General features: G+C 67.5%; 25 protein-coding genes and 1 tRNA gene. 20 read left to right on the top strand and 6 right to left on the bottom strand.

Features of this window, described 5'->3' with window-relative positions; all coding sequences use genetic code 11:
• The first annotated feature begins 36 nt into the window (after window positions 1–36).
• From petA to ABDJ85_RS10090, 6 genes are all read left to right on the top strand, one after another.
• Window positions 37–633: a ubiquinol-cytochrome c reductase iron-sulfur subunit gene (petA, locus tag ABDJ85_RS10115; RefSeq protein WP_347704633.1), complete on the top strand. Its 597-nt coding sequence runs from the start codon at window positions 37–39 to the stop codon at window positions 631–633.
• Window positions 634–642: 9 nt separating this feature from the next.
• On the top strand, window positions 643–2,058 hold the full coding sequence (locus tag ABDJ85_RS10110; RefSeq protein ID WP_347704632.1) for a cytochrome b: 1,416 nt from the start codon (window positions 643–645) through the stop codon (window positions 2,056–2,058).
• Window positions 2,059–2,081: 23 nt separating this feature from the next.
• The gene (locus ABDJ85_RS10105) at window positions 2,082–2,852 is read left to right on the top strand and encodes a cytochrome c1 (RefSeq protein WP_347704631.1); all 771 of its coding nucleotides are present in this window, start codon (window positions 2,082–2,084) and stop codon (window positions 2,850–2,852) included.
• 150 nt (window positions 2,853–3,002) lie between these two features.
• Entirely contained in the window at window positions 3,003–3,620 is a 618-nt protein-coding gene (locus ABDJ85_RS10100) for a glutathione S-transferase N-terminal domain-containing protein (protein WP_347704630.1), read from the top strand.
• The gene (locus tag ABDJ85_RS10095) at window positions 3,620–4,129 is read left to right on the top strand and encodes a ClpXP protease specificity-enhancing factor (RefSeq protein ID WP_347704629.1); all 510 of its coding nucleotides are present in this window, start codon (window positions 3,620–3,622) and stop codon (window positions 4,127–4,129) included. Before ABDJ85_RS10100 ends, ABDJ85_RS10095 begins: the two co-directional genes overlap by 1 nt.
• Window positions 4,130–4,181: 52 nt before the next feature.
• Window positions 4,182–4,257: transfer RNA gene (locus ABDJ85_RS10090), tRNA-Thr, on the top strand.
• 43 nt (window positions 4,258–4,300) lie between these two features.
• Here ABDJ85_RS10090 and ABDJ85_RS10085 read toward each other — a convergent pair.
• Entirely contained in the window at window positions 4,301–4,615 is a 315-nt protein-coding gene (locus ABDJ85_RS10085; RefSeq protein ID WP_347704628.1) for a DciA family protein, read from the bottom strand.
• A 240-nt stretch (window positions 4,616–4,855) separates the two neighbouring features.
• On the opposite strand from ABDJ85_RS10085, the gene secA reads away from it, so the two are divergent.
• The 6 genes from secA to ABDJ85_RS10055 all read left to right on the top strand — a co-directional run bounded on the left by secA (window position 4,856) and on the right by ABDJ85_RS10055 (window position 13,125).
• The gene (gene secA / locus ABDJ85_RS10080) at window positions 4,856–7,600 is read left to right on the top strand and encodes a preprotein translocase subunit SecA (RefSeq protein ID WP_347704627.1); all 2,745 of its coding nucleotides are present in this window, start codon (window positions 4,856–4,858) and stop codon (window positions 7,598–7,600) included.
• 228 nt (window positions 7,601–7,828) lie between these two features.
• The gene (locus ABDJ85_RS10075) at window positions 7,829–8,329 is read left to right on the top strand and encodes a PEP-CTERM sorting domain-containing protein (protein ID WP_347704626.1); all 501 of its coding nucleotides are present in this window, start codon (window positions 7,829–7,831) and stop codon (window positions 8,327–8,329) included.
• A gap of 32 nt (window positions 8,330–8,361) precedes the next feature.
• Window positions 8,362–9,045 (top strand): PEP-CTERM sorting domain-containing protein, encoded by a 684-nt coding sequence (locus ABDJ85_RS10070; protein WP_347704625.1) that lies wholly within the window; start codon window positions 8,362–8,364, stop codon window positions 9,043–9,045.
• Window positions 9,046–9,179: 134 nt separating this feature from the next.
• Window positions 9,180–10,409, top strand: coding sequence for a bifunctional glutamate N-acetyltransferase/amino-acid acetyltransferase ArgJ (argJ, locus tag ABDJ85_RS10065; protein ID WP_347704624.1), 1,230 nt, complete (start codon window positions 9,180–9,182; stop codon window positions 10,407–10,409).
• 161 nt (window positions 10,410–10,570) lie between these two features.
• Window positions 10,571–12,685, top strand: coding sequence for a prolyl oligopeptidase family serine peptidase (locus ABDJ85_RS10060; RefSeq protein ID WP_347704623.1), 2,115 nt, complete (start codon window positions 10,571–10,573; stop codon window positions 12,683–12,685).
• Complete coding sequence (locus tag ABDJ85_RS10055) at window positions 12,685–13,125, top strand: GNAT family N-acetyltransferase (RefSeq protein WP_347704622.1); 441 nt, start codon at window positions 12,685–12,687, stop codon at window positions 13,123–13,125. Before ABDJ85_RS10060 ends, ABDJ85_RS10055 begins: the two co-directional genes overlap by 1 nt.
• Here ABDJ85_RS10055 and ABDJ85_RS10050 read toward each other — a convergent pair.
• Entirely contained in the window at window positions 13,122–14,666 is a 1,545-nt protein-coding gene (locus ABDJ85_RS10050) for a hypothetical protein (RefSeq protein WP_347704621.1), read from the bottom strand. The genes ABDJ85_RS10055 and ABDJ85_RS10050 overlap by 4 nt on opposite strands.
• A 130-nt stretch (window positions 14,667–14,796) precedes the next feature.
• Here ABDJ85_RS10050 and ABDJ85_RS10045 point away from each other — a divergent pair, with 130 nt between their 5' ends.
• A complete protein-coding gene (locus tag ABDJ85_RS10045; RefSeq protein ID WP_347704620.1) occupies window positions 14,797–15,468 on the top strand; it encodes a histidine phosphatase family protein in 672 nt (223 codons plus the stop codon).
• On the opposite strand, the gene ABDJ85_RS10040 is transcribed toward ABDJ85_RS10045, so the two are convergent.
• From ABDJ85_RS10040 to panB, 4 genes are all read right to left on the bottom strand, one after another.
• Window positions 15,465–16,586 carry a 6-phosphofructokinase gene (locus ABDJ85_RS10040; RefSeq protein WP_347704619.1) on the bottom strand — a complete coding sequence of 374 codons (1,122 nt, stop codon included), beginning with the start codon at window positions 16,584–16,586 and terminating at the stop codon, window positions 15,465–15,467. The genes ABDJ85_RS10045 and ABDJ85_RS10040 overlap by 4 nt on opposite strands.
• Before the next feature lie 176 nt (window positions 16,587–16,762).
• Window positions 16,763–17,353: a peptidylprolyl isomerase gene (locus ABDJ85_RS10035; protein ID WP_430765535.1), complete on the bottom strand. Its 591-nt coding sequence runs from the start codon at window positions 17,351–17,353 to the stop codon at window positions 16,763–16,765.
• 133 nt (window positions 17,354–17,486) lie between these two features.
• On the bottom strand, window positions 17,487–18,320 hold the full coding sequence (gene panC / locus ABDJ85_RS10030) for a pantoate--beta-alanine ligase (protein WP_347704617.1): 834 nt from the start codon (window positions 18,318–18,320) through the stop codon (window positions 17,487–17,489).
• A gap of 2 nt (window positions 18,321–18,322) precedes the next feature.
• A complete protein-coding gene (panB, locus tag ABDJ85_RS10025; RefSeq protein WP_347704616.1) occupies window positions 18,323–19,132 on the bottom strand; it encodes a 3-methyl-2-oxobutanoate hydroxymethyltransferase in 810 nt (269 codons plus the stop codon).
• 62 nt (window positions 19,133–19,194) lie between these two features.
• On the opposite strand from panB, the gene ABDJ85_RS10020 reads away from it, so the two are divergent.
• From ABDJ85_RS10020 to ABDJ85_RS09990, 7 genes are all read left to right on the top strand, one after another.
• Window positions 19,195–20,127: a LysR substrate-binding domain-containing protein gene (locus ABDJ85_RS10020; protein ID WP_347704615.1), complete on the top strand. Its 933-nt coding sequence runs from the start codon at window positions 19,195–19,197 to the stop codon at window positions 20,125–20,127.
• A gap of 93 nt (window positions 20,128–20,220) precedes the next feature.
• Window positions 20,221–20,715 (top strand): Dps family protein, encoded by a 495-nt coding sequence (locus tag ABDJ85_RS10015; protein WP_347704614.1) that lies wholly within the window; start codon window positions 20,221–20,223, stop codon window positions 20,713–20,715.
• A 150-nt stretch (window positions 20,716–20,865) separates the two neighbouring features.
• Window positions 20,866–22,506, top strand: a complete 1,641-nt coding sequence (locus ABDJ85_RS10010; RefSeq protein ID WP_347704613.1) for a peptide chain release factor 3 — start codon at window positions 20,866–20,868, stop codon at window positions 22,504–22,506.
• Window positions 22,507–22,564: 58 nt separating this feature from the next.
• Entirely contained in the window at window positions 22,565–23,665 is a 1,101-nt protein-coding gene (locus ABDJ85_RS10005; protein ID WP_430765530.1) for a PQQ-dependent sugar dehydrogenase, read from the top strand.
• Window positions 23,666–23,891: 226 nt separating this feature from the next.
• Window positions 23,892–24,119, top strand: coding sequence for a hypothetical protein (locus ABDJ85_RS10000; protein WP_347704612.1), 228 nt, complete (start codon window positions 23,892–23,894; stop codon window positions 24,117–24,119).
• Between the two features lie 137 nt (window positions 24,120–24,256).
• Window positions 24,257–25,927 (top strand): ShlB/FhaC/HecB family hemolysin secretion/activation protein, encoded by a 1,671-nt coding sequence (locus ABDJ85_RS09995; RefSeq protein WP_347704611.1) that lies wholly within the window; start codon window positions 24,257–24,259, stop codon window positions 25,925–25,927.
• Between the two features lie 14 nt (window positions 25,928–25,941).
• On the top strand, window positions 25,942–26,706 hold the full coding sequence (locus ABDJ85_RS09990; RefSeq protein WP_347704610.1) for a SapC family protein: 765 nt from the start codon (window positions 25,942–25,944) through the stop codon (window positions 26,704–26,706).
• Window positions 26,707–26,756: the final 50 nt, after the last annotated feature.

Here is a 26,756-nt window from a genome sequence, read left to right as displayed (position 1 = left end):
CTGCCCTGCATCTGAAGACCCCGGTTGAGGACCCTCATGAGTGACCAGCAAGTGGACCAAGGCAAGCGCACCTGGTTGATTGCCACCAGTTGTGCCGGTGCTGTGGGTGGCGTTGCCACCGCTGTGCCTTTCGTCAGTACCTTTGCGCCGAGCGAGCGCGCCAAAGCCGCCGGGGCTCCGGTCGAGGTGGATATCTCGGCCATCAAGCCGGGCGAGAAATTGACCGTCGAGTGGCGTGGCAAGCCGGTCTGGATCGTGCGTCGCACGCCAGAACAGCTGGAGGCGTTGAAGAAGAACGACCCGCAGCTGGCTGACCCGGGTTCGGCCCGCACGGCCTACCCGACCCCCGACTACGCCAAGAACGAGCATCGTTCGATCAAGCCCGAGTATTTCGTGGCCGTCGGCATCTGCTCGCACCTTGGGTGCTCGCCCTCTGACAAGTTCGCGGCGGGCCCCCAGCCGTCGCTGCCCGACGACTGGACCGGCGGCTTCCTGTGCCCCTGCCATGGCTCGACCTTCGACCTGGCCGGGCGTGTGTTCAAGAACAAGCCTGCGCCGGACAACCTGGAGGTGCCGCCGCACATGTACCTCTCGGATTCCAAGCTGCTGATCGGCGAAGACAAGAAGGCATAAGGAACAGCCATGGCCGAATTCAAGGAAGCCCCCGCAGGCGCATCGTTGGGCGTGAAGACCCTGACCTGGTTCGAGAACCGGTTCCCGACCGCGTTCGATGCCTACAAGGTCCACATGGCGGAGTACTACGCTCCGAAGAACTTCAACTGGTGGTACATCTTCGGCTCGCTGGCCATGCTGGTGCTGGTGATCCAGATCGTCACCGGCATCTTCCTGGTGATGCACTACAAGCCGGATGCCGCCGTCGCCTTCGCGTCGGTCGAGTACATCATGCGCGATGTGCCCTGGGGCTGGCTGATCCGCTACATGCACTCCACCGGGGCCTCGGCCTTCTTCGTGGTGGTCTACCTGCACATGTTCCGTGGCCTGATCTACGGCAGCTACCGCAAGCCGCGCGAGCTGGTCTGGATCTTCGGTTGCGCGATCTTCCTGTGCCTGATGGCCGAGGCTTTCATGGGCTATCTGTTGCCCTGGGGCCAGATGTCCTACTGGGGCGCTCAGGTGATCGTGAACCTGTTCTCCGCCATCCCCTTCATCGGCCCTGACCTGGCGCTGATGATCCGTGGCGACTATGTGGTGGGCGACGCGACGCTGAACCGCTTCTTCAGCTTCCATGTCATCGCCGTGCCTCTGGTGCTGATCGGCCTGGTGGTGGCCCACTTGCTGGCGCTGCACGACGTGGGTTCCAACAACCCCGATGGCGTTGAGATCAAGAAGGGCCCCAAGGGCAATGCCTGGTCGCCCACGGCTCCGGCCGACGGCGTGCCCTTCCACCCGTACTACACGGTGCACGACATCTACGGCGTCTGCCTGTTCCTGATGGTGTTCAGCGCCATCGTGTTCCTGGCGCCCGAGCTGGGTGGCTACTTCCTGGAGTACAACAACTTCATCCCGGCCGACCCGCTGAAGACCCCGCCGCACATCGCGCCGGTTTGGTACTTCACGCCGTTCTACTCGATGCTGCGCGCCACGACCGATGTGATGGTCAACGTGCTGTGCGTGATCATCGGCCTGGGCGGGGTGGTGACCTTCCTGAAGAGCCGGCTGCAAGGCCTGGCCAAGGTGGCCGTGCTGGTGGCGGCTGCCGTGATGGTGCTGCTGCTCAAGACCTTCGACGCCAAGTTCTGGGGCGTGGTGGTGATGGGTGGTGCCGTGATCATCCTGTTCTTCTTGCCCTGGCTGGACAACAGCCCCGTCAAGTCGATCCGCTATCGCCCGAGCTGGCAGCTGTGGTTCTACGCGGTGTTCGTGGTCTTCTTCATCGTGCTGGGCTATCTGGGCATCCAGCCGCCGAGCGACATGGGCACCTTGATCGCTCAGGTTGGCACGCTGTTCTATTTCGGCTTCTTCCTGCTGATGCCCTGGTGGAGCACGATCGGCACGCCCAAGGCCGTGCCGGATCGCGTCACCTTCCACGCCCACTGAACCCGACGCGGAGCACACACAGAATGAAAAAGCTGATTGCGATCTTTTTCGCCGCGCTGAGTCTGGCGGGCGTGGCCCGCGCCAACACCGGCGGCATCGAGTGGGACCGCTTCCCCAAGGAGAAGATGTCCGACATGGCGTCGCTCCAGAACGGCGCCAAGCTCTTCGTCAACTACTGCCTCAACTGCCACGCAGCGGCGTTCATGCGCTACAACCGCCTGCGCGATATCGGCCTGACGGAAGCCGACATCAAGAACAACCTGCTCTTCGCGGCTGACAAGGTCGGTGAGCAGATGAAGATCGCCATGGACCCCAAGCAGGCCAAGGACTGGTTCGGTGCCACGCCGCCCGATCTGACCCTGGTGGCTCGCTCGCGCGCCGATGGCGCCAAGGGCTCGGGTGCGGACTACCTCTACACCTATATGCGGACCTTCTACCGCGACGAGTCCAAGGCCACGGGCTGGAACAACCTCGCCTTCCCGAGCGTTGCGATGCCGCATGTGCTGTGGGAGCTGCAGGGTGAGCGCGTCGCCAAGTTCGAGGAGAAGGCCGACGCACACGACCACAGCAAGACCACTCACGTCTTTGCCGGCTTCGAGCAAACCAAGCCCGGCCTGCTGACGTCGCGCCAGTACGACGATGCCGTGGGCGATCTCGTGGCCTACCTGCAGTGGATGGGCGAGCCCGCACAGGGCTCCCGCTTCCAGCTCGGCGTGATCGTGCTGCTGTTCCTGTCGGTCTTGACCGTGTTTGCCTGGCGCTTGAACGCCGCCTTCTGGAAGGACGTGAAGTAGGCCCTGACCGCATCACCCAGCCGCCAGGCGCGGTAGGGTGAACCACGCAGTGGGACGCGCCCCTGGGCACCCACTGCGTTTGCTTTTTCCGCAGCCACCGCCTTGTGCCGGCTGCACCTTGATTGACTGACCCCTCGGGAGCCCGCCGCCATGATGGTGCTTTACTCTGGAACCACCGACCCCTATTCGCACCGCTGCCGCTTTGTGCTGTTCGAGAAGGGCATGGACTTCGAGATCCGCGACGTTGACCTGTTCGCCAAGCCCGAAGACATCGCCTTGATGAACCCGTACAACGAGGTGCCCATCCTCGTTGAGCGCGACCTCATCCTCTATGAGTCGCACATCATCAATGAGTACATCGACGAGCGCTTTCCGCACCCCCAGCTGATGCCTGGGGACCCGGTTGCCCGCGCCCGGGTGCGCCTGTTCCTGCTCAATTTCGAGAAGGAGCTGTTCGCCCACGTCAACCTGCTCGAAGGCCGTGGCACGACGACCAAGCCGACCGACAAGCAGCTTGAAAAGGCGCGTGGCCAGATCCGCGACCGCCTGACCCAGCTGGCGCCGATCTTTCTGAAGAACAAGTACATGCTGGGTGACGATTTCTCGATGCTCGACGTCGCGATCGCGCCGCTGCTGTGGCGCCTCGACTACTACGGCATCGAGATGAGCAAGAACGCCGTCCCGCTGCTCAAGTACGCCGAACGCATCTTCAGCCGCCCGGCCTACATCGAGGCGCTGACCCCGTCTGAAAAGGTCATGCGCCGCTGATGGAACCCATCGCTGGTCAGCCCGCAGGCTCGTCAACGCGCCCTTACTTGATCCGTGCCCTGCACGACTGGTGCACGGACAACGGCTTCACGCCCTACATCGCCGTGCATGTGGATCGCAGCGTCCAAGTGCCGATGGAGTACGTGAGCAATGGCGAGATCGTGCTGAACGTCGGCTTCGATGCCACCAGCGGGCTCGATCTGGGCAATGACTACATCCAGTTCAAGGCCCGTTTTGGGGGCGTGGCGCGGGAGATCGTGATCCCGGTCGATCACGTCGTGGCGATCTATGCCCGAGAGAACGGCCAAGGCATGGCCTTCCCGGCACCGGACACCACGGCCGGTTCGGCGTCCCCGACGACGCCCCTGGTTCACCCTGCTGCACCCGCGCCCGCGCGGGGTCTCAGGCTCGCCAGCGATGCCGAGTCCAGTGACGCCGGGTCTGAACTGCCGGACCCGCCAGACAGCCCGCCCAGCGCGCCGCGCCCCTCGCTCAAGCGCATCAAGTAGCGGCCGCTGCCATGTCGGGGCGCTCATGCGCTCCGCCTAGAATCCAGCCCACGCCGGCTTAGCTCAGTTGGTAGAGCAACCGCCTTGTAAGCGGTAGGTCATCAGTTCGAATCCGATAGCCGGCACCACATCCAGCCCAGGCCCTGCAAGGTGCCTGGGCTTTTTGTTGGCTCATGTGCGACGGCAGAGCTTGATGCGGACCTTGACGTCGGGCAAGCCGGCTTGCGCCAGGCGCTCCTCGATGCGGGGCAGCAACTGGCGCAGCTTGGCCGCCACGGCTGCGTTCTCGGCAAACAGCGACCAACCCAACTCGTCGATCGGGCCCGGGCTGACGTGAGGCCGCAGCGGGGGGGGCAGCACTGCCGAGATTTCGGCCAGGCGGCGCTTGGACGCCGCCAGACGCTCGGTCAGCTGGGTGAGCGCATCGTGCTCCCGCAGAGCGACGCGCACTGGTTTGGCGTCCGGGATGCTGGGGCCGGAATGCATTCCTGGGCTGTGAGCGCGACGCTGGAACGACATGGCCCCAGTGTAGGCCCCTGCTAAACTGCCGCGCTTTGTTCGCCCAGCGTAGCCCCAGGGCGCAGACGTTCGCCCTGGCCTGGTTGCCCGGCATGTCGTGCGCGCACCTGCAGGGACTTGGGTTCCAGGAATTCGCCTCCAAGTGGGGCGCTTCGCCCCCACCTCGGGAGCGGCTCCCGCCGCCCTGATGACTCGAAGATCTGCCGCATGTTGCCCAAGCTCCTCACCTCGATTTTTGGCAGTCGCAACGAACGCCTGCTCAAGGGCTACCGCCGCATCGTCCAGCAGATCAATGCGCTGGAGCCCAAGTTCGAGGGTTTGAGCGACGACGAACTGCGCGGCAAGACCGCAGAGTTCAAGCAGCGCATTGCGCAGGGCGAGACCGTCGACGACATCCTGCCCGAGGCCTTTGCCGTCTGCCGCGAGGGCAGCAAGCGGGCGCTGAAGATGCGGCACTTCGACGTGCAGCTGATCGGCGGCATGGTGCTCAATGCCGGCAAGATCGCCGAAATGCGCACCGGCGAAGGCAAGACGCTGATGGCCACGCTGCCCGTCTACCTGAATGCGCTGACCGGCAAGGGCGTCCACGTCGTGACCGTCAACGACTACCTGGCGCGACGTGACGCCGAGTGGATGGGGCGGCTGTACACCTTCCTCGGTCTGACGGTGGGCATCAACCTGCCGCAAACCTCGCGCGAAGAGAAGCAGGCGGCCTATGCGGCCGACGTGACCTACGGTACCAACAACGAGTACGGCTTCGACTATCTGCGCGACAACATGGTCTACGAGCCGCAGGACCGCGTGCAGCGCGGCCAGGCCTATGCCATCGTTGACGAGGTGGACTCGATCCTGATCGACGAGGCCCGCACACCGCTGATCATCTCGGGCCAGGCCGACGACCACACCGACGTCTACCTCAAGATCAACAGCATCGTCCCGGGGCTCAAGAAGCAGATTGGCGAACTCGACCCCCGCACCGGCGAGGGCGTGATCGAGCCGGGCGACTTCACGGTGGACGAGAAGTCGCACCAGATCCATCTGACCGAAGATGGGCACGAGACCGCCGAGCGCCTGCTGGCCCAGGCTGGCCTCATCCCCGAAGGTGCCAGCCTCTACGACGCCGCCAACATCACCCTGGTGCACCACCTCAATGGTGCGCTGCGGGCTCACCACATCTACAACCGTGACCAGCACTACGTGGTGCAGAACGGTGAAGTGACGATCGTGGACGAGTTCACCGGCCGCCTGATGACGGGCCGGCGCTGGAGCGATGGCCTGCACCAGGCTGTCGAGGCCAAGGAAGGCGTGCAGATCCAGGCCGAAAACCAGACGATGGCCTCGATCACCTTCCAGAACTACTTCCGCATGTACGGCAAGTTGTCTGGCATGACCGGCACGGCCGACACCGAGGCCTACGAGTTCCAGGAGATCTATGGCCTGGAAACCGTCGTCATCCCGCCCAACCGGCCGACCATCCGCAAGGATGAACTCGACCTCGTCTACAAGACCGACAAGGAAAAGTACAACGCCGTGGTGGCCGACATCCGCGCCTGCCACGAGCGCGGCCAGCCCGTGTTGGTGGGCACCACGTCCATCGAGAACTCTGAACTCGTCTCCTCGCTGCTGACCCAGGCCAAGCTGCCGCACCAGGTGCTCAACGCCAAGCAGCACGAGAAAGAGGCGCAGATCGTGGCCCAGGCCGGTCGCCCCGGCGTGATCACCATCGCCACCAACATGGCCGGCCGAGGCACGGACATCGTGCTCGGCGGCAATGTCGAGAAGCAGATCCAGTTTGTCGAGGTAGATGCAAGCCTGTCGGACGAGCAGAAGGCCGCCCAGATCCAGCAGCTCAAGGACGAGTGGCAAGGCCTGCACGAGAAGGTCAAGGCGGAGGGTGGCCTGCGCATCATCGCCACCGAGCGCCACGAAAGCCGCCGCATCGACAACCAGTTGCGCGGCCGCTCCGGCCGCCAGGGTGACCCGGGCTCCAGCCGCTTCTACCTGAGCCTGGACGACCCGCTGATGCGCATCTTTGCGGGCGAGCGCGTCCGGGCCATCATGGACCGGCTCAAGATGCCCGAGGGCGAGGCCATCGAGGCCGGCATCGTCACGCGCTCCATCGAGGGCGCGCAGCGCAAGGTCGAAGCGCGCAACTTCGACGTCCGCAAGCAACTGCTCGAGTACGACGACGTCTCCAACGACCAGCGCAAGGTCATCTACCAGCAGCGCAACGAAATCCTCGACGCCGAAGGCCTCGAAGCCCAGATCGCCAGCCTGCGCGACGCCACGCTGACCGACGTCGTCCGCACCTATGTGCCGGCCGAGAGCCTGGAAGAGCAGTGGGAGCTGCCGGCCCTGGAGGCGACCCTGCGCGACGAATGGCAGATCGAACTGGCACTGGCCGACAAGGTCAAGGCCAGCGATTCCGTCACCGACGAAGAGATCCTGGAGATGGTGCTGGAGGCCGGCAAGGCCAGCTTCCAGAGCAAGGTCGACCGCGTCGGCATCGAGCAGTTCAACCCCTTCATGCGCATGGTGCTGCTGCAGAGCATCGACCAGCGCTGGCGTGAGCACCTGGCCGCGCTCGACTACCTGCGCCAGGGCATCCACCTGCGCGGCTATGCCCAGAAGAACCCCAAGCAGGAGTACAAGCGCGAGGCCTTCGAGCTCTTCTCCCAGATGCTCGACATGGTCAAGATGGAAGTCACGCGCATCCTGATGAATGTGCGCATCCAGACCCAGGAAGAAGCAACGCGGGCGGCCGAAGCGCTGGAGCGCCGTGCCGAGGCGGTGTCCAACGTCACCTACCAGCACCCCAATGAGGACGGCTCGGTCTCGCAGGAAACCGACCCCAGCACACTGGCGCAGCGCTTCCCCGGCGTCGGCCGCAATGACCCCTGCCCCTGCGGCAGCGGCAAGAAGTTCAAGGCCTGCCACGGCAAGCTCAGCTGATCATTTCTGAGCCTTCAAGCCTCAAGGGCCGGCACTGCCGGCCCTTTTCTTTTGCTGCGACCGCACATTTGCCCCGCCCACCTGGGGGGTAGAGCGTGCGGAACTGCGCATTTCAGGCGGCGGAGCCCCCGGCTGAGGGGTACTTCAATTTAGGGGGGATCCCTAGAGTGCAGTCCATCAGATCCACCGCCGCACCTCCTGGTGTGGCAGCCGACCCGAAAGCAAACCATGAAAACCCTCGCTCTTGCTGCCGCTCTTGCCCTTGGCGCTGGCACCGCATCCGCCGAACTGCTGAACTTTGGCGCGACCGACCTGCAAGACGGCTCGGGCGGCTGGGGCACGGCCTTCTCCAAGACCTACCACCTGCACCTCGACGCCGGCAGCTGGGTATCCGGCCAGCTGTTCACCAAGTCGGTGTTTGGCGGCCAGTTGCCGACGGTCGACGTCCAGTCGACTCTGCTGCGCCAAGGCGGCACCAGCGTGGTGTGGAACGAAACGACCCCGGTGGACTGGGACGTGACCGACGCTGCCGTTGAGCAGTGGTCGCTGCCCACGCAGTGGTTTGCGGCCGGTGACTGGGACCTGATCGTCTCCGGCATCACCTACGCCGACAAGTCCGGTGAAGGCTTTGATGTCACGGTGCAAGTGCCCGAGCCGACGAGCGCGGCACTGGTGGTGCTGGCGCTGGCCGGTGTCGGTGTCAGCCAACGCCGCCGCAAGACCGCCTGAGCCACCTCTTGAATCCCTTTCGAAAGACTGCCATGAAGTCCCCGAACGCTCCCCGAAGCCTTGTTGCGCTGGCCCTGCTGGCGGTGCTGCCTGCTGCGATGGCGGCCACGCCGGTCCAGATCAAGTTCGGGGGTCAGGACACGTCCGGCAACGCGCTGACGACCTACGACACCACCGTTACGAGCGGCGGGCCCGTCACCAACAACGCGTCGACCACCGCGCTGAACTACTCCTATGTGAGCTCCGGCGCCAGCTTCATCGCCTACTGCCTGGAACCCAACCAGGGCAATGGCCGTGCAGGCGTGGTGCGCAACTACGAAGCGTCCACCTTCAGTGGTGCCAAGGCGCCGCTGGTTCAGGGCCTGTTCTCCACCCACTACGCAAGTTTGAGCGACTACGACTCCAAGGCCGCCTTCCAGATGGCTCTGTGGGAAATCATGCGCGAGACGGGCACGCCCAATGACGTGAACTCGGGCAGCTTCTACATGAGTGCCTCGGGCACGCATGCCGCGACCGTGGCCTCGATGGCCAACAGCTTCCTGTCGAACGCAGCCACCTACTCGGGCCCGGCGCGCTACACGCTGACCTACCTGTCCAACGCCAGTCTGCAGGACCTGGTCACCGCCACCCCCGTGCCCGAACCCATGAGCGGCGCGATGCTGATGTCTGGCCTCGCCGTGCTGGGCCTGCTGGCACGCCGTCGCCTGCCGCGCTGATCGCGCAGGGCGCTTCGATCCAAGAGGGCTCCTTCGGGAGCCCTTTGCATTGGGGCAACGGATCGGGTGTCTCGCCCGACCCAAGGCGGTTTCTACAATCGCGCGCTTCCCGCCTTCATCACTGCGTTTGCGCCATGCCCGTCAATCTCCAAGCTCCTGATCCCGCAGCCCTCTTGCCTGTCCCCGGGGTTCGCCTGGGGGTGACCATGGCCGGGGTGCGCAAGGCCAACCGGCGTGACCTGACGGTGATCGCGCTGGACGAGGGCGCCGCCGTGGCCGGGGTGTTCACGTCCAACCGCTTCTGTGCCGCGCCGGTCCAGCTGTGCCGGCAACGTTTGGCGGCTGGCAGCGCCATCCGCGCACTGCTCATCAACACCGGCAATGCCAACGCCGGCACCGGGGCCGACGGCCTGGCGCGAGCCGAGCAGACCTGTGCGGCGCTGGCCGGCCTGATGGGGGTCGCGCCCGAACAGGTGCTGCCCTTCTCGACCGGCGTGATCATGGAGACCCTGCCGGTCGATCGCATCGCCGCAGGCCTACCCGGCGCGCTGGCCGCCCTGGCGCCTGACGCCTGGGGCGAGGCCGCCGCCGGCATCATGACCACCGACACGCTGCCCAAGGCCGCCTCGCGCCGCATCGAGATCGACGGCCAGAGCGTCACGCTGACTGGCATCTCCAAAGGCGCCGGGATGATCCGCCCCAACATGGCCACCATGCTGGGCTTCGTCGCGACCGACGCCAACATCGCCCAGCCCCTGCTGAAGCAGCTGGTGCGCGAAGCGGCCGATGCCTCGTTCAACCGCATCACCATCGACGGCGACACCTCCACCAACGACTGCTTCATGCTCATCGCCAGCCGCAAGGCCGCGCATGCCGAGATCACCTCGCTGAGCAGCCCACAAGGCCAGGCGCTGCGCGCGGCGGTGGTCTCGCTGGCCCAAGAGCTGGCCCAGGCCATCGTGCGCGATGGCGAGGGCGCCACCAAGTTCATCAGCATCACCGTGGAGGGTGGCCGTGACGAGGCCGAGTGCAAGCTCGCTGCCTACGCGATCGCCCACTCCCCCCTGGTCAAGACGGCCTTCTTCGCCAGCGACCCCAACCTCGGCCGCATCCTGGCCGCCGTAGGCTACGCCGGCATTGCCGATCTGGACCAGAGCCTGATCGACCTGCACCTCGACGACGTCCACGTCGTCACGCGCGGGGGCCGCCGCCCCGAGTACCGCGAGGAAGACGGCCAGCGCGTGATGAAGCAGAGCGAGATCAGCATCCGCGTCGGCCTCAACCGCGGCGCTGCCAGCACCACCGTCTGGACCTGCGACCTGAGCCACGACTACGTCAGCATCAACGCCGATTACAGAAGTTAGACCACCCCTACCGGCTTCGCCGGCCCCTCAAGGGGCGCACCCAGTGGCCCGGCAAAGCCGGTTCCACGGGTGCCGCTGAGTAATACCCCTGAATGACGAACGGCGCGCCTCAGTGGGGCGCCGGACAATGCGCTCACCCCCAACCTTTCGGTGATGACCGCATGAAGCACATCCTGCTCGTCGCGGCCCTGCTGAGCGCTACCAGCGTGCATTCACAGAGCCTGGACTACCCCGCCACCCGCAAGACCGACCAGGTCGATGCGTATTTCGACACCGCCGTCGCCGACCCCTACCGCTGGCTCGAGGACGACAACAGCGCCGAGACGGCGGCCTGGGTCAAGGCCCAGAACAGCGTCACCGAGCGCTACCTGGCCGCGCTGCCCCAGCGCCAGCCGGTGCGCAAGCTCTACACCGAGCTGATGGACTTCGAGCGCTATGGCCTGCCCCAGCGGGCTGGCAAGCGCTATTTCTGGACGCGCAACGACGGCCTGCAGCAGCACAGCGTGCTCTACATGGCCGACAGCCTTACCGGCACGCCGCGCGTGGCCATCGACCCCAACCTGATGTCTGCCGACGGTACCGTCGCCCTCAGCGGCATCGTGCCTTCGCCCGACGGCAAGCTGCTGGCCTATGGCATCGCCGGGGCTGGTTCTGACTGGCAAAGCTGGAAGGTCCGCGACCTCGCCACCGGGCAGGATCTGGCCGACGACCTGCAGTGGGTCAAGTTCACCACCGCTGTCTGGACCAAGGACGGCAAAGGCTTCTTCTACGGCCGCTACGACGCCCCCGCCCCCGGTGCCAAGCTCACCGGCGTCAACGTCTTCCAGAAGCTCTACTACCACCGCATCGGCACGCCCCAGAGCGAGGACCAGCTCGTGGCCGAGAACCGCGAGATCAAGGAGTGGGGCTTCCGGCCCACGGTGTCGAGCGACGGCCGCTGGCTCCTCATCTCCGTCTGGCGCAGCACCGCCAGCAAGAACGGCCTGATGGCCCTGCCCCTGCCCGGCGGCGCCTACCAGGGTGGCACGCCCCGCGCCATCACGCTGGACTTTGGCGCGCTCTACAGTCCCGTCGACGTGGTGGACAACCGCCTGCTCGTGCGCACCGACGAGGACGCCCCGCGCGGCAGACTCGTGGCCATGGACCTGAAAGGCCCGCCCACCTGGACCACCCTGGTGCCCGAAGGCCCCGACGCCATGACCAGCGCCAGCGCCATCGGTGGCCGCCTGCTGCTGACCTACCTCAACCACGCCTCCACCCTCGTGCGCCTGCACGACGCCAAGGGCAAGCGGCTGCGTGACATCCCGCTGCCCGGCATCGGCACCGCCAGCGGCTTTGGCGGCGAGTGGCAGGACCGCGAGACCTTCTTCAGCTACACCAGCCTCACCACGCCCGCCGAGATCCACCGGCTTGATCTCAGCACCGGCAAGACCACGCTCTTCAAGCGCCCCAAGACCGCCTTCAACCCCGACGAGTTCGAGACGCGCCGCGAGTTCATCGCCAGCAAGGACGGCACCCGCGTGCCCATCTTCATCGCCGCGCGCAAGGGCCTGGTGCGCGATGGACGCCAGCCCACGCTGCTGTACGGCTACGGCGGCTTCAACGTCAGCCAGACGCCGGGCTACAGCGTCACCGCCGCCACCTGGATGCGCATGGGTGGTGTCTATGTGCTGGCTTCGCTGCGTGGTGGTGGCGAGTACGGCGCCGACTGGCATGCCGCCGGCACCCTGCTGCGCAAGCAGAACGTGTTTGACGACTTCATCGGCGCCGCCGAATGGCTGATCGCCAACAAGATCACCTCGCCCGCGCGCCTGTCCATCTACGGCGGCAGCAATGGCGGCTTGCTGGTGGGCGCGGTCACCAACCAGCGGCCCGAACTCTTTGCGGCGGCCGTGCCCGCCGTGGGCGTGATGGACATGCTGCGCTACCACCGCTTCACCATCGGCTGGGCCTGGGCGTCCGACTACGGCACCAGCGACGACGAAGCCCAGTTCCGCGCGCTGCAGGCCTACTCGCCGCTGCACAACATCCGCTCAGGAACCCACTACCCGGCGGTGCTTGTGACGACGGCCGACCATGACGATCGCGTCGTGCCGGCCCACAGCTTCAAGTACACCGCCGCGCTGCAGGCCGCCGCTACAGGGCCTGCGCCCAAGCTCATTCGCATCGAGACCAAGGCCGGCCACGGTGCTGGCAAGCCCACGGCCAAGATCATTGAAGAGCGGGGCGATGTGCTGGCCTTCCTGGCCAACGCGCTGCAGCTCGACGTCCGCTGATGCAGATCCGCGCGCTGGGGCTCGATGACCTGCTGTCGCTGCTCGGGCTCTATGCCCAGCTGCACCCGCAGGACAGTGTGCGCCCCGGCGTGGCCGTGGCCCGCGCGGCCTTTGCGCACCCGGGGCTGACGCACTGGGGCGGCTTTGAGGACGGGCGGCTGGTGGCCAGCTGCAACCTCGCCCTCATCCCCAACCTCACGCGCGGCGGTCGGCCCTATGGCGTGATCGAGAACGTCGTCACCGACGCCGCCCGGCGCGGCCAAGGCAAAGGCCGCGCGCTCATCGAGCATGCGCTGCAGCAGGCCTGGGCGGCCGGTTGCTACAAGGTCGTGCTCACCACCAGCCGCAAGGACCCGGCCGTGCTGGCCTTCTACGAGCGCTGCGGCTTTGATCGCCACGACAAGACGGCCTTTGTGGCCAGGCCGCCGACCTCGGCTTAAAAGTCGATTGCTTTGGTGCGCAGGCCGCGTGCCACCAGCACCGCATTGATCAGCTGCGCCTGCTCCCGGCTGTTGAAGGGCCACACCGTGGCGCGCCAGCCTTGTGGGGTCTCGATCACCATGGCCTGCAGCGAGTTCGGGTCGCTGTGCAGGCCGGCCAGGGCATTGCGCATGGACTTGAGCGAGGCCTCGGCCTCGGCCTTGCTGCCGGCGGGCCCGACCAAGGCCACGACCGAGCGCGGGGCTGGCACCGCACTGCCCAGCTTGTTGCCGGGCTGAGCCGGTGCGGCGTCTGTGGCGCGGTCGGCCGTGCTGCCGCTGCTGCGCAGTGCCGGGCTGGCCTTGCCCGAGGGCATGGGGCGTTCGGCCGACGCATCTTGGGGCCGCGAGTCCGGCCGCGCGTCGGACGGCGTGCCTGGCGTCACAGCCGTCGTGGCGCCTGCCGTTGCGGCGGCCGCGCTGGCGGCAGCCTCGCTGCGTTGCAGCGGCGGGCGCGGTTTGCCGTCGCGCCGGCCCAGCTCGGGGATGAGGTGGGGCCGGATGTCACGCGGCTCCTCGGCGTCTGGCGCATCGGGCGGTGTGTCGGCCGGCATCTCCGCGGCGCTGGCGCTGCTGGCGGCTTCGGCGGGCACCGCACTGGCAGCGTCGGGCGCCGGTGTGGCGGTGGACGCAGGGGAGGAGGGCGCTGAGGCCGCTGAAGGTGCAGACGCTGCTGACGCTGCCACCGCTGGCGGCGCCTGCACCGGGGTGGCGCTTGTGCGCATCGCCCACAGCGCATAGCCAGCGGCGCCTGCCAGTGCCAGCGCCGTCAGCGCGGCGGCGGCCAGTTTGCGCGGGTCCAGCAGCCGGCGTCCCAGGATGGGGGCGGGCATGCCGCAGCCAGCCAGCACGCGGCGGCGCGAAGTGCCCACGTCGATGCCGGCGCTGAGCAAATAGATCTCATAGGGCCAGCCCTCGCCCGCGCCCTTGTGCGGGTTGACCACGCGCCAAGGCATGGCCTCCCGACCGCCCGGCGGCGTGCTGAAGCCATGGGCCAGCGCAAACGCGGCCACGCGGCGCACGCTGAGCCGGGGCACAAAGCGCTCGTTGAAAGCCGGCCGGCTGCCCGGCACGCTGGCCGCTGCGGCCGGCTGACGACCCGCCAGGCGCTGGCGCAGCGACGACCCGCCGCCAGGGGGGGTTGACGACCAGACCGACGCCGACGCTGCATAGGACGACTCGGCAGCGGCTGGTGACGGGGCGGCTGCGTCGACAGCCCCGTCGCCAGCGGACGTGTCCGCCCTGGCCTGCAACTGCGCCGGGTCTACGGCCTCGGTCAGGACGGGCTCGGTGCCTGCCGGGGACGTGTCATCGACCGGGGCGGCGCTGGGCAGCGCGGCCGGCGGCGTCAGTTGCGGCTCGGTAGGCTCCTGCGGCGGCGGCTCGCTGCGCAGGAAGGGCAGGCTGACCACGCCGATGGTGTGCACGTCCTGGACGCGGATGCGCCTCGCCAGCGGGTGGCGGTTGTGCCAGGCAACGATGGTTTCGGCGAGACGCTCCATGCCGTGTGGATGTTCCCTCACATCGCCGGGCCTGGGCAGGGCGATCAGGGCGGCAATCGCCGCGCAGTTCACGCGGTGCCCGTCCGGCGTGTGACACCCACCCCCGCGCCGGCCAGCGATGATGCCCGCCATGGGCATGCTGTTTCTCGTTCGCCATGGTCAGGCCCAGCTGGGCGCGGCCGACTACGACCAGCTCTCGCCGCTAGGCCTGCAGCAATGCCAGCGGCTGGGGCGCTACTGGCGTGACCGGGGCCAGCGGTTTGACGCCGTCTTCACCGGCACGCTCAAGCGGCATGCGCAGTCGCTGCAAGCGCTGGGCGAGGGCCTTGGTCAGCCTTTGGCGGCCCAGCAGTTGCCGGGCCTGGACGAATACGACAGCCAGGCCTTGGTGCGCGGCCTGGATGCCGGCCCCCAGCCCGCACTGGACGCCCCCAGCGCCGTGCGCCAGCACTTCCGGCTGTTGCGCCAGGCCTTGCGGGCCTGGGTGCAGGGCGAGATTGCGCCGGCCGGCATGCCCACGCATGCCGAGTTTGCGGCCGGTGTGCGCAGCGCGCTTGCGCAGGCGCATGCCCTGGGGCCAGGGCGGCAGGTGTTGATCGTGTCCAGCGGCGGGCCCATTGCCACGGCGGTCTGCCAGGTGCTGGGTGCACCGGCCGCGAGCTTTGTGGACCTCAATCTGCGCCTGCGCAATGCCTCGCTCACGCAGTTCGTGTCCACCGCTGCGGGCTATCAGCTGCAGGAGTTCAACACCCTGCCGCACCTGGACGACGCGGCGGGCCAGCTGCTGGTGTCTTACGCCTAGTCGCCCAGGCAAATACCCAGGTCGCGCGCGGTCTGGATGGTGTCGCCGTCGAGCCGCACGCACTTGATGCGGCCGGCCACGTCGGCCAGGGGCACCAGGTTCACGTCGGGAAAGGCCAGCGCCACCATCACGCCGCTGTGCCCATCGGCCAGCGCGCGCACGGCGGCGGCGCCAAAGCGCAGGGCGGCTGTGCGGTCAAAGGCGCTGGGGCTGCCGCCGCGCAGCAAATGGCCCAGCACCACGCAGCGGGCGTCCTTGCCGGTGGCGGCGGCCAGGGCGTTGGCCACTTGCTCGCCAATGCCGCCCAGCCGTTCGGCATGGCCGGCCTCGGCGGCGGCGCGCAGGCTGCGGTGGCCGTCGCGCGGCATGGCGCCTTCGGCGACCACGACGATGGAGTAGGCCTCGCCCATGGCCTCGCGGCCGGCAATGGTCTCGGCCACGGCGTCGATGTCGAAGGGCAGCTCGGGCAGCAGGATGGCGTGGGCGCTAGCTGCCATGCCGGCGTGCAGCGCAATCCAGCCGGCATAGCGGCCCATCACCTCGACCACGATGATGCGGTGGTGGCTGGCAGCTGTGGCGTGCAGGCGGTCGATGCAGTCGGTGGCGAAGCTCACCGCCGTGTCGAAGCCGAAGGTGGTGAAGGTGCGGTCCAGGTCGTTGTCGATGGTCTTGGGCACACCCACCACGCGCAGGCCCTGCTCGGCCAGGCCGTCGGCAATGGTCAGCGAGCCATCGCCCCCCACGGCCACCAGGGCGTCGATGCGCATGCGCTTGAAGGCATCGAGCAATTGCTTGGAGCGGTCCACCTCGCGCAGCGTGCCGCCCACGTCGCGCACCGGGAAGCGAAACGGGTTGCCCTTGTTGGTGGACCCGAGCAAGGTGCCTCCCATGGAGGCCAGGCCCTCGACGCGCTCGGGCGTGAGCGTGAGCGTGCCGCCTTGCGGGTAGTTCTCGGGGCGCAGCAGGCCGTCATAGCCGTCGCGGATGCCGATGATTTCCCAGCCCCGCCGATGGGCCGCCAAAGTGGCGGCACGGATCACGGCGTTGAGGCCCGGGGCGTCGCCCCCGCCGGTGGAGATGGCGATGCGGCGAATGGGCGAGAGGGTGGCGTCAGGCATGGGCCCGAGCTTAAGGCAACGTTGAATGAGTTCCCGCAGAGGCGCGCACCTCGATTCGGGATGGGCTGCTAGGCGCAAAGCGCAGCGATACCCGTAGGTATCGCGAGCATTTGCAACGCCGCAGACCGCCCGAAGTCGAGGATGCGCGCGCTGCGAGGAACTTGTTCAGCGTTGCCTCAGGGGATGACCTTGGCGTCCAGGATGGTCACATCTGACACCGGCACGTCGTTCGCCGTGGCCACGGCGCGGATCTTGTCCACCACGTCGAGCCCGGCCGTGACCTGGCCGAAGACGGCGTAGCCATAGCCATCGGAGCTCGGGTAGTTGAGCGACGTGTTGTCGACGGTGTTGATATAGAACTGGCTGGTGGCGCTGTTGGGCACGGCGGTGCGCGCCATGGCCAGGGTGCCGCGCAGGTTGGACAGGCCGTTCTGGCTCTCCAGCGCAATCGCGGGGTAGGTGGCAGCCTTCTCGACCAGGCCATTGGCGCCGCGCGCGTAGCCACCGCCCTGGATGACGAAGTCCTTGATCACGCGGTGGAAGACGGTGCTCTTGTAGAAGCCGTCGTTCACGTACTTGAGGAAGTTGTCGACGGTGATGGGCGCGTGGTTGCGGTCCAGGCCGAGGTCGATGTCGCCCAGGCTGGTGGTGATGCGCACCTTGTGCGTGACCGTCAGGGTCACGGGCGTTGGGGTGGTGGGCGTGGGCGTCGTAGGGGTGCTACTACCACCACCGCCGCCTCCGCAAGCCGTCAGCAGGGCCAGCACGGTGGAAGCAGCGAGTGCGGTCGGGGCGCGGAGGAAGGTGCGGCGGAGCGTCATCGTTGAATCAGTGGTCAAAGAAAGGGAAAGGCGCGCAGTGTGTGGCGCCAACATTGCTGGAGCTTGTCTGGGCAGCCGCTCAGACTTCAAGGTTGTCGATCAACCTTGTATTGCCCAGCTTGGCCGCCGCCAGCGCCACCAGGGGCTGGCCGTCCACGGCGGGGCTGAGGTCGCGCTGGCAGCGCAGGGTCAGGTAGTCGGGCTGCCAGCCGGCGTCGCGCAGGGCTTGCATGGCATCGGCTTCGAGCCGGCCCAGGTCGCGCTCGCCCGCCTGCCAGCGGGCAATCAAGGCCTTGAGCGTGCGCGAGAGGCGCAGCGCCTCGGCCTTCTCGGCCTCACTCAGGTAGCCGTTGCGGGACGAGAGCGCGAGCCCTTCCGCGCTGCGGCACGTCTCACCGCCGTGCACGGCGATGGGCAGGGCCATCTGGTCCACCATGCGGCGCAGCACCATCAGTTGCTGGTAGTCCTTCTTGCCGAAGACGGCGTGCGAGGGCTGCACGATGTTGAAGAGCTTGTGCACGACGGTGCACACCCCCGTGAAGAAACCGGGGCGGAAGTGGCCTTCCAGGATGTCGGCCAGCTCGGGCGGTGGCGTCACCTTGTAGCCCTGGGGCTCGGGGTAGAGCTCTCGTTCATCGGGCGCAAACACCACGTCGCAGCCGGCGCCTTCGAGCAACTCGCAGTCCCGCGCCAGGGTGCGCGGGTAGCGGTCAAAGTCCTCGTGCGGGGCGAACTGCAGGCGGTTCACAAAGATGCTGGCGACGACCGCGCCCTGCGGCCCGACGAGGCCGCGCGCCTGGTGCACCAAGGCCAGGTGGCCGTCATGCAGATTGCCCATGGTGGGCACGAAGCCGCGCAGCGGCTGGGCAGAGAGCAGCGCGCGCAACTCGGCGATGGAGTGAACGACGCGCATGCTCAAAAGCCGTGGATCTCGTTGACGGGGAAGCTGCCGGCCTTGACCTCGGCCACGTAGCGCTCGATGGCGGCGCGCACGGACGGCATGCCCTCCATGAAGTTCTTGACGAAGCGCGGCTTGCGCCCTTGAGTCACGTCCAGCATGTCATGCAGCACCAGCACCTGGCCCGAGCAGCCAACGCCGGCGCCAATGCCGATCACGGGCACCGGCGACGCGGCGGTGATCTCGGCCGCCAGGGCGGCAGGCACCATCTCGTAGAGCAGCATGGCCGCACCGGCGTCGATCAGCTCCTGGGTCTCGCGTTTGATGCGGGCGGCGCTCGCTTCGTCGCGGCCCTGCACGCGGAAGCCGCCGAGCGAGGTCACCGTTTGCGGCGTGAAGCCGAGGTGCGCGCAGACGGGAATGCCGCGCTCGGTGATGAAGCGCACGGTCTCGGGCGTCCAGCCGCCCCCTTCGAGCTTGACCATGTGGGCGCCGGCCTTGACCAGGGCGGCCGAGGACTTCCAGGCGGCCTCCTTGCTGACGTGGTAGCTGTCAAAGGGCAGGTCGGCCACCACCCAGGCGGCCTTGGCGCCGCGCCGCACGCAGGTCGTGTGATAGACCATGTCCTCCAGGCTGACGGGCGCCGTCGAGCCCCGGCCCTGCAGCACATTGCCGAGCGAATCGCCGATCAACATCACGTCCACGCCTGCCACGTCCAGCAGGCCCGCAAAGGCCGCGTCGTAGCAGGTCAGCATGGCAATCTTGTCGCCGCTGCGGTGCATCTCGTGGAGGCGGGGCAGGGTGACCGGCTTGCGCTCTGGTGTCATGGTCAGACTCCGTAAAAACCCCGAGGGGTGGGGCAAGGCGGGCGCAGTGTAGCGTTGGGCCTATGACCCTGACGGAACTCAGATACATCGTCGCCGTGGCCCGCGAGCGCCACTTCGGCCGGGCTGCCGAAGCCTGCGGCGTCTCGCAGCCCACGCTCTCGGTCGCCATCAAGAAGCTGGAGGAAGAGCTCGACGTCAAGCTCTTCGAGCGCGGCGGCAATGAGGTCTCGGTCACACCCCTGGGGGAGGCCATCGTGCGCCAGGCCCAGACCGTGATCGAGCAGGCCAGCGCCATCCACGACATCGCCCGCAGCGGCAAGGACCCACTGGCCGGCCCGCTGCGCCTCGGCATCATCTACACCATCGGTCCCTATCTGCTGCCCGAGCTGGTGCGCCGCTGCATCGACATGCACCCGCAGATGCCGCTGATGCTGCAGGAGAACTTCACCGTCAAGCTGCTGGAGATGCTGCGCACCGGCGAGATCGACTGCGCCATCCTGGCCGAGCCCTTTCCCGACACGGGCCTGGCGGTCGCCAAGCTGTATGACGAGCCCTTCGTCATCGCCATGCCGGCCCAGCACCCGCTGGCCAAGCGCGAGAGCATCAGTGCCGAGGAGCTCAAGCGCGAAACCATGCTGCTGCTCGGCAACGGCCACTGCTTCCGCGACCAGGTGCTTGAGGTCTGCCCCGAGTTCGCCCGCTTCTCCGCCGACGCCGACGGCCTGCGCCGCAGCTTCGAGGGCTCGTCGCTGGAGACCATCAAGCACATGGTGGCCGCGGGGCTGGGCATCACGGTGCTGCCCCAGCTCACGGTCCCGCGCGACGGCCAGGGCGGCAGCGCCTCTCACCTGCGCTTCGTGCCCTTCAGCGACCCCATCCCCACGCGCCGCGTGGTGCTGGTCTGGCGCCGCAGCTTCACGCGCTACGAGGCGATTGCGGCGCTGCGCAATGCGGTCTATGCGTGCAAGCTGGAGGGCGTGACGCGGCTGAGCTGAGCCCTCGCTGCTATCAGTGCGATAGCGCGAAGCCGCTTCCGCCACGCCCCGCGCAAATCTACAGTGGCGGCTCTGACCACAAGGAGTTCACCCATGGCCAAGAAGCCCGCCGCCCCCAGCCTCAATATCGGCATCTCCGACAAGGGCCGCGCTGCCATTGCCGCCGGTCTCTCCAAGCTGCTGGCCGAGACCTACACGCTCTACCTCACCACGCACAACTTCCACTGGAACGTGACGGGCCCGCAGTTCAACAGCCTGCACGCCATGTTCATGGCCCAGTACACCGAGCTCTGGAATGCCGTGGACCCGATCGCCGAGCGCATCCGCGCCCTCGGCCACCCGGCGCCCGGCAGCTACGCCCAGTTCGCCAAGCTCAGCAGCTTGCCCGACGCCCCGGCCACGCCGCCCAAGGCCACCAAGATGATCGAGCTGCTGGTGCAGGGGCATGAAGCCATCGCCCGCACGGCGCGCGGCTTGTTCCCCGTGGTGGACAAGGCGGGTGACGAGCCCAGCGCCGATCTGCTCACGCAGCGGCTGACGGTGCATGAACAGACCGCCTGGATGCTCCGGAGCCTTTTGGAGGAGTGAGCATCCAGCCCCGCGCAGCGGGCGGCGCGAGAGCGCCGGGCGGGCTATCGGCGAAGCCAACAGACCGCGTGGATGCTGCGGAGCCTGCTGGAAGAGTGAGGCTCGGGGCGCGCCCTCGATAATCGCGGGTTCGTCTGAATCGACCCCGCCATGTCCACCGCCACTCCCTCGCGCACCGAATCCGAAGTTCGGCGCCGCCGCACCTTCGCCATCATCAGCCACCCCGACGCGGGCAAGACCACGCTGACGGAGAAGCTGCTGCTGTTCTCGGGCGCGATCCAGATTGCCGGGTCGGTCAAGGCCCGCAAGGCCTCGCGGCATGCGACGTCGGACTGGATGGAGATCGAAAAGCAGCGCGGCATCTCGGTGGCTTCGTCGGTGATGCAGATGGAGTACCGCGACTGCGTCATCAACCTGCTCGACACCCCGGGCCACCAGGACTTCTCGGAAGACACCTACCGCGTGCTGACCGCCGTGGATGCGGCGCTGATGGTGATTGATGCGGCCAACGGCGTGGAGCCGCAGACGCGGCGCCTGCTTCAGGTCTGCCGGGCGCGCAACACGCCCATCCTGACCTTTGTGAACAAGTTGGACCGCGAGGTGCAGGAGCCGCTGGCGCTGATGGACGAGATCGAGCGCGAGCTGGGCATGACGGTGGTGCCCTTTACGTGGCCGGTGGGCATGGGCAAGTTCTTCGGCGGTGTGCTGGACCTGCGCAAGGACCAGATGCGCGTCTTCACCCCGGGCGAGGACCGCGTGGCTGGCACCGAGGAAGTGGTGCAGGGCCTGACCAACCCGGTGCTGGCCGAGCGCTTTGGCAGCCCTTACGAGCAGGCGGCCGGCGAGGTGGAACTGGTGCGCGAGGCCGCACCTGAGTTCAATCACGCCGACTTCCTGTCTGGCAAGCAGACGCCGATGTTCTTTGGCTCCGCCGTCAACAACTTTGGCGTGCAGGAGGTGCTGGACGCGCTGGTGGACCTGGCCCCGGCGCCGGGCTCGCGCACAGCCATCCAGCGCGAGGTGCAGCCGGTGGAGCCCAAGTTCACAGGCGTGGTGTTCAAGATCCAGGCCAATATGGACCCGGCTCACCGCGACCGCATCGCCTTCGTGCGCGTGGCCTCGGGCAAGTTCGAGCGCGGCATGAACCTCAAGGTCGTGCGCTCGGGCAAGACGCTGCGGCCCAACACGGTGGTGACCTTCATGAGCCAGAAGCGCGAGCTGCTGGACGAGGCCTTTGCCGGCGACATCATCGGCATCCCCAACCATGGCGTGCTGCAGCTCGGCGACACGCTGACCGAGGGCGAGGCCTTGCAGTACACGGGCCTGCCTTTCTTCGCGCCCGAAATGTTCCGCAGCGTCGAGGTGGCCGACCCGCTCAAGACCAAGCAGCTCAAGGCCGGCCTGCAGCAGCTGGGCGAGGAGGGGGCGATCCAAGTCTTCCGCCCCATCGCTGGCAGCGTGCTGCTGCTGGGCGCCGTGGGCCAGCTGCAGTTTGAAGTGGTGGCCCACCGGCTGGAGCACGAATACGGCTGCAAGGCCCGCATCATGCCGAGCCGCTTCCAGGTGGCCCGCTGGGTGACCTGCAGCCCCGAAGACGGTGGCGAGAAGGAGCTCAAGCGCTTCATCGACGCCAACGACCACCGCATGGCCTACGACGCTGTCGATGCGCCGACGGTGCTGGTCGAGTACGCCCCCGAGCTGCGCGCCATCGAGTCCAACTGGCCCAAGATCAAGTTCCACGCGCTGCGTGAGCACGCGGGCTTGGTGTTCCAGCGCCAACTGGAAGGCTGAGGCCCCCGGGGCAAGCCCGTGATTGCCGAGCGGCGCCCCTGACTGCATGATTCATCGCATGAAGATGCGGCAGTTGTGGTTTGCGTGGGCGGGTTTGATCGTCACGTTGGGCGCCCAGGCCCAGACCCTGGAGACCTTGGTCCAAGGCCTGCAAGTGCCCTGGGCGGTGGCCTTCCTGCCCGACGGGCGCTTCCTGATCACCGAGCGTGATGGCAATCTGCGCACGGCCCGGGCGGGCGAGGCGCCAAGCAGCCCGCTGCAGGGTGTGCCCAAGGTCGATGTCAACGGCCAGGGCGGCCTGCTGGACCTGCGGCTGGACAGCGACTTTGCGCGCAACCGCACGCTCTACCTCTGCTACGCCGAGGCCAGCGTGGATGGCAAGACCAACAGCACGGCGCTGGCGCGTGCCCGCTTGAGCGATGACGCCAAGCAACTGACCGATGTGAAGCGTCTGTTCAGCCAGGCGCCCAAGGTCAAGAGCTCGCTGCACTTTGGCTGCCGCATCGCCGAGCTGCCCGACGGCAGCCTGGTGCTGGCCCTGGGCGAGCGCTTCAGCCAGATGCAGCAGGCCCAGAACCTGGGCAACCACCTGGGCAAGACCGTGCGCCTGACCAAGGACGGCGGCGTGCCGCCCGACAACCCCTTTGTTGGCCGCGCCGGTGCGGCGCCCGAGGTCTACACCTATGGCCACCGCAACCCCCAGGGCGCCGCGCTGGACGCCCAGGGGCGCTTGTGGGTCAGCGAGCACGGCCCTCAGGGTGGTGACGAGCTGAACCTGATCCGCCCCGGTCTGAACTACGGCTGGCCCGTGATCACCCATGGCGAGAACTACGGCGGCGGCAAGATCGGCGAGGGCCTGACCAGCAAGGACGGCATGGAGCAGCCGGTGGTGCAGTGGACGCCCTCCATCGCCCCCTCGGGCCTGGCCCACCTCAAGAGCAACCGCTACGGGCCTGACTGGCAGGGCAGCTTCTTCTTGGGGTCGCTGAAGTTTGGCTACCTGGAGCGCGTCAAGCTCGACGCTCAGCAGCGCGTGGTGGCCCAGGAGCGGCTGTTTGCCGGCATTGGGCGGCTGCGCGACGTGCGCGAGGGCCCGGATGGTTTGCTCTACCTGCTGGTGGAAGCCAACGGCAGCCTGGTGCGCGTCAACCCGCGCTGATCAGCCCGGCACCGGGTTGCAGTGCAATTTGGCCCTGACCCTATTTTGTGTTTCTCCCCCCTGAAGGGGGATGACACCCCCCTGGCGAGGGCCACTCCCCCCTGCGTTCCACCCTAAGGGCGATGGGCGCCGCCAGGGCTGGCGACGAAGCTGTGTGCATGCGCCGGGACGACCGTTTCAAGCGGTCGGCACCCCCGGCGGTCCACACACCCTTCAGGAGATCGCCATGGAATTCTTCAGCTCGACGCTCAGCGGCTTTCGCAGCAGCGGTGCCCGGACCCGCATGGCCGACGCCGGCAGCGCGACCCGGCCTCAGATGCACTTCGCCGGCCGCCGCAACCCGCTGGCCTGCGGCTGGTACGACTCCAGCTTTGAATTGCTCGACGGCCTGGAAGTGACCGAGCAGCACGACGACGACCAGTACCAGCTCTGGCAACTGGCGGACAACCGCTGAGCGTCCCCCTCATGCGCCGGGGTGGAGAAGGCCTCACCCCCCTAGCTGAAGGGTTCGGGCGCAACCGGGTGTCGCACGGATGCTGAGAATCGCGTCTGTTTGGCATCCCGCTGTTTTTGCGGGGATTGGATTCGACCATGACCCGGCAAAAACGAAGCGGCTTCCTGGGAGCGGCCCTCACAGTCTTGTGCGCTGGCGCCGCTGTCGCCCAGGTGACACCGCAGGTGCCGCCCACCGTAGACCCGGCGCAACTCCAGCGCCAGCGCGAGGCCTTGGAGCTGCAGCGCCAGCAAGCCGCGCCCAAGCCGGTTGACCCCAAGTTGACGGCCCCGGCGGCCGAGCGTCCCGCCGGCAGCGAGGCACCTGGCCCCAGTTTCGTGCTCAAGCGCGTGGAGTTCACGCCGAGCAAGTTCCTGACCGAGGCTGAACTGCAGGCCGTGGTGGCCGGCCAGATCGGCAAGCCCACCACCTTTGCCGACGTCAAGCGCCTGGCCATCGAGATCAATGCGCTTTACCTCGCGCGCGGCCACCTGACGGCGCGCGCCTTCGTGCCCTCGCAGCGCGTGGCCGAGGGCAACCTCAGGGTGCAGCTGATCGAGGCGCAGCTGTCGGCGGTGGTGATGCCGCCCAAGACCCGGCTGTCCAAAGACTTCCTCGAAGCCGTCATCGCCACGCCGGTGGGCAGCCTGATCGACGGCCCCGCCATCAGCGAGCGTCTGACCCGGCTGCACCGCGGCACGCCGGACAACCGCATCGCGCTCGACTTCGCGGCCAGCGAGTCGCGCCAGGCCGGGCTCAGCGTGATCAAGATCGACACCGAGGAGCCCCCGCTCTGGACTGCCAAGCTCGCGGCCAGCAACGAAGGGGCGGACTCGCTCGGCAAAAACCAGCTCAGCGCCAACGTCGCGCTCAACAACCTGCTGGGCCGCACCGACAAGCTGAGCCTGCTGCTGATCGGCTCCAAGGGCTCGGTATCGGCCAATGTCCAGTACGGCCTGCCACTGCCGGGGCCCTTCCTGGCCTGGGGCACGCGGTTCAACGTGGGCCTGTCGCATGGCAAGACCCAGACCGTCTCGCCCGGCTTCGAGTCCGTCAAGCTCGACGGCGCCTCGTCGGGCGCCAACCTCGGGCTCAGCCAGCCGCTGTGGCGGCGCGGGGTCTGGAGCCTGGATGGCGGCCTGTCGCTCGGCCTGACGCAGTCGGCCACCGACATCCAAAAAGAACGCTTCTCCGACATCCACACCCGCTCGCTGGGCCTGACGGCCACGCTGGGCCGGCAGACCGAGGACTCGACGGCCAGCGTCGGCCTGGCCCTCAACCAGGCGCACACCAGCACCCAGGGCGACACCGCCCGCAACACCTTCGTCACCCAGCTCAATGGCAGCCTGCAGCAAGTGATTGGCGCGGGCTTTTGGCTCAACAGCCGTGCGGTGATCCAGCGCACCGGCGCGCTGCAGCTGCCCTCGACCCTGCAATTCCAGGCCGGCGGCCCCGGCACCGTGCGCGGCTACCCGTCGCCGGCCGCCTCGGGCGACCAAGGCGAGACCCTGAGCCTCGAACTCCACCGCCCGCTGACCCAGTGGTCCGAGCGCATCGACGCCTTCGTGTTCGTCGACGCCGGCCGCGTCAGCACCAAGGGGGCCGTGGCCAGCAAGCTGGCCAGCGCCGGGCTGGGGGGCAGCTATGCCGGTGACCGCTGGCAACTGGCCGTCAACGTCGCGGCGCCGCGCAAGGCCCTGCCCCAGATCCCCAAGGACAGCACCCGCCTGACGCTGCGCCTCTCGGCCGACCTCGAAAAATTTCTCTAAGACGCTGACCCCCCATGAAGACCCTGCTCATCTACGACGACCTCGTCAGCCTCAACCGCGAAGCCCATCGTGAGCTGAAGCTCAAGCCGGCGGCTGACAAATTTGGGTTCGCACGGGAGACCAACTCGGTCCTGATCGCCGCCTCCGAGTTGCCCCAGGCGGCGCTGGATTTCCCCTGCGTCTTCGTCTCCACCGAGACCGGCGTCGGCCTCGCGGCCATCCTGGGCTTGCAGGCGCACGAGAACCTTTTCGTGCAGCCAGACGGCGCCTGGCGCCAAGGGGCCTACCTGCCTGCCTTCATCCGGCGCTACCCCTTTGTTCTGGCCGAATCTGAAGGCGACAGCAACTTCACCGTCTGCCTCGACCGCGCTTACGCCGGCCTCAACACGCAAGACGGCCAGGCCCTGTTCGAGGCCGATGGCCGCGAGACCCCGTGGCTGGAGGAGATCAAGCAGTTCCTGGTCGCCTTCCGTCAGGAGATGGTGGCCAGCCGCGATCTGGGCCAGCGGCTCGCGGACCTGGACCTGCTCGAAGACCGCGTTATCGAGTACGAACTGATGGGTGAGCGCCAGACCTTGCGGGGCTTCAAGACTGTCAATGAGGCCAAGCTCCGCAGCCTGCCGGCGGAAGCCCTTGAGGGCCTCTCCGCCCAGGGCTTGCTGGGCCTGATCTACGCGCATCTGCTGTCACTCAACCAGGTTCAAAGGCTGGCGGTCAAGCTCGACGAGCGCCGGTCCCAAGCGGCGGCGGAACGCGAGTCCGCCGCTGCCGTGCACTGAGAGATTTCGTTCATTTTGGGGTTTGGCGCCCTCCGCCTTCGGGGGCGCGA

Source organism: Roseateles paludis, assembly GCF_039872745.1.
In the GTDB taxonomy this organism is placed as follows: Bacteria; Pseudomonadota; Gammaproteobacteria; order Burkholderiales; family Burkholderiaceae_C; genus Pelomonas; species Pelomonas paludis.
The sequence above is the reverse complement of the archived record's forward strand: the minus strand, read 5'-3'. Positions and strand labels throughout refer to the sequence as shown.